Source organism: Prevotella sp. TCVGH (assembly GCF_023522295.1).
Classification (GTDB): domain Bacteria; phylum Bacteroidota; class Bacteroidia; order Bacteroidales; family Bacteroidaceae; genus Prevotella; species Prevotella timonensis.
In genome coordinates, this window is record NZ_QFFX01000142.1 from 1 (window position 1) to 1,393 (window position 1,393).

Below are 1,393 nucleotides of genomic sequence, written 5' to 3' on the forward strand. Positions count from 1 at the left end.
CAATAGTTCGTTAAAATTTGAGTATATAGCTACGCAGCCTTAGGCTGCCAGCCAATGAGTTCTTTGACAATCTTACTAATTAAAGTTCGGTTCGGTCGGCATCGGGACATGTCGAAAATTAATTTCGTATAGTTCGCATTGAACATCAACGACTTAACTTTTTCCATGGAATTATCCATACCATTGTCTTTCATGAAGACCTTGGCGGCATTCAGTGAGGCGAACGATGCGTTGAACGCAAAGTCCAACTGTCTCTTGTGTCTTGCCTGGCAATCCATAAGTCCCGTAAACTGCTTGCTGTCGCGATAGCAGAACTCTATCTGGAAACGAGTTCGGTATGTCTTCAATACTTCCTCACCCGTCATTGAGAGTTTTGTCGAGAAGAACAACTTGCACTTTCCACCTGGCATTCGCCAGATGACAAGTCGCACCCTCTTCTTCAGAGCCTTGGCATAAGCCTCGAGGGTGTACACCTTTCCGTCCAGTCCATCAATGTGCAGTTCTTCCATGCATGAGAGGTTGAGGTTTGCCAAGTCAATCTTGTCTCCCTTGGCTCTTGGTCGTCCACGCCTCTTTTCCCTCTTGGGAATGTAATGCAGACAAGCGTTGTCACGGAAGCGGCTAACTAGATAGAAGCCAAGCTCCGATATGCCCTTCTCGAATGTGGATGTGGAGAAGAATGCGTCAGCCACTACTATATCAGTGATACTCAGCAGTTTCTTTGAATACCGCTTCATAACACTGATGTAATATTCGACGAGTGTCTTGTTCCTCATCTTCAGCGCAGAGTTCCCTATTGTCTGATGGGCACGCAGCATCATGCACTTGTTGTTGGCAACATCCAGCAAGCCGATGCCCATGATTTCAAGTCCGTGCTTCACCGCCCCTGCACATCCCGACCAGAACCGTCCGATATGAGGAGTCTTCTTCCCAGCCTTGCTGATATAGCATGGGTCTATAGCAATGGCAAGTAAGCCATCCATATCCAACACACGCCTTGCAAGAGACAGGTTCAACAGAAGCCAATCAATGCAGTCTTTCTTCTTGCGGTTGAAATTCTGACGATAGGTCTGCTCGCCGTGCTTGCCGTAGCGAGCCATCTGTGTGAAGTTTATCTTTCTGGGTAGAATCATATATAAAGTCAGTATCTCGATGAGCAGAGTCTGGAAAGTTTTTGCTAACTTTGCACCAGATTCTTTCATAGATGTACGGATTGCATCCTTGAGGATCTTCTCATATTGGCTAAGTGGCTCTGAAATCATCATACTTTTAAAGTCTTGAATCAACTATAAAGGTACTGAAAATCAGACACTTAGCCAAATTTATTTAGTTATGTTTTGTTAATCAACTCGCTCATTTTCAAACAATTATGTGATTATTAACAGAGTATTGA

The 1,393-nt window shown here is 44.5% G+C and carries 1 protein-coding gene; it reads right to left on the bottom strand.

Features of this window, described 5'->3' with window-relative positions:
- Window positions 1-29 precede the first annotated feature (29 nt).
- On the bottom strand, window positions 30-1,262 hold the full coding sequence (locus DEM91_RS12495) for a transposase (RefSeq protein WP_249859122.1): 1,233 nt from the start codon (window positions 1,260-1,262) through the stop codon (window positions 30-32).
- Window positions 1,263-1,393 lie beyond the last annotated feature (131 nt).